The organism is Vibrio sp. Vb2960, assembly GCF_033337665.1.
Taxonomy (GTDB): domain Bacteria; phylum Pseudomonadota; class Gammaproteobacteria; order Enterobacterales; family Vibrionaceae; genus Vibrio; species Vibrio alginolyticus.
On record NZ_JAWORD010000057.1, the window covers coordinates 1 to 1,555 of the forward strand.

Consider the following 1,555-nt stretch of genomic DNA (forward strand, 5'->3'; position numbering starts at 1 on the left):
TAAGGAGGTGATCCAGCGCCAGGTTCCCCTAGCGCTACCTTGTTACGACTTCACCCCAGTCATGAACCACAAAGTGGTAAGCGTCCCCCCGAAGGTTAAACTACCTACTTCTTTTGCAGCCCACTCCCATGGTGTGACGGGCGGTGTGTACAAGGCCCGGGAACGTATTCACCGTGGCATTCTGATCCACGATTACTAGCGATTCCGACTTCATGGAGTCGAGTTGCAGACTCCAATCCGGACTACGACGCACTTTTTGGGATTCGCTCACTTTCGCAAGTTGGCCGCCCTCTGTATGCGCCATTGTAGCACGTGTGTAGCCCTACTCGTAAGGGCCATGATGACTTGACGTCGTCCCCACCTTCCTCCGGTTTATCACCGGCAGTCTCCCTGGAGTTCCCGACATTACTCGCTGGCAAACAAGGATAAGGGTTGCGCTCGTTGCGGGACTTAACCCAACATTTCACAACACGAGCTGACGACAGCCATGCAGCACCTGTCTCAGAGTTCCCGAAGGCACCAATCCATCTCTGGAAAGTTCTCTGGATGTCAAGAGTAGGTAAGGTTCTTCGCGTTGCATCGAATTAAACCACATGCTCCACCGCTTGTGCGGGCCCCCGTCAATTCATTTGAGTTTTAATCTTGCGACCGTACTCCCCAGGCGGTCTACTTAACGCGTTAGCTCCGAAAGCCACGGCTCAAGGCCACAACCTCCAAGTAGACATCGTTTACGGCGTGGACTACCAGGGTATCTAATCCTGTTTGCTCCCCACGCTTTCGCATCTGAGTGTCAGTATCTGTCCAGGGGGCCGCCTTCGCCACCGGTATTCCTTCAGATCTCTACGCATTTCACCGCTACACCTGAAATTCTACCCCCCTCTACAGTACTCTAGTCTGCCAGTTTCAAATGCTATTCCGAGGTTGAGCCCCGGGCTTTCACATCTGACTTAACAAACCACCTGCATGCGCTTTACGCCCAGTAATTCCGATTAACGCTCGCACCCTCCGTATTACCGCGGCTGCTGGCACGGAGTTAGCCGGTGCTTCTTCTGTCGCTAACGTCAAATAATGCAGCTATTAACTACACCACCTTCCTCACGACTGAAAGTGCTTTACAACCCGAAGGCCTTCTTCACACACGCGGCATGGCTGCATCAGGCTTGCGCCCATTGTGCAATATTCCCCACTGCTGCCTCCCGTAGGAGTCTGGACCGTGTCTCAGTTCCAGTGTGGCTGATCATCCTCTCAGACCAGCTAGGGATCGTCGCCTTGGTGAGCCCTTACCTCACCAACTAGCTAATCCCACCTAGGCATATCCTGACGCGAGAGGCCCGAAGGTCCCCCTCTTTGGCCCGTAGGCATCATGCGGTATTAGCCATCGTTTCCAATGGTTATCCCCCACATCAGGGCAATTTCCTAGGCATTACTCACCCGTCCGCCGCTCGACGCCGTTATCGTTCCCCGAAGGTTCAGATAACTCGTTTCCGCTCGACTTGCATGTGTTAGGCCTGCCGCCAGCGTTCAATCTGAGCCATGATCAAACTCTTCAATTTAA

General features: G+C 53.7%; 1 rRNA gene. It reads right to left on the reverse strand.

The annotated features are described in order from the left end of the window. Positions 1–1,553 (reverse strand): 16S ribosomal RNA (locus R7O03_RS22560). Positions 1,554–1,555: the final 2 nt, after the last annotated feature.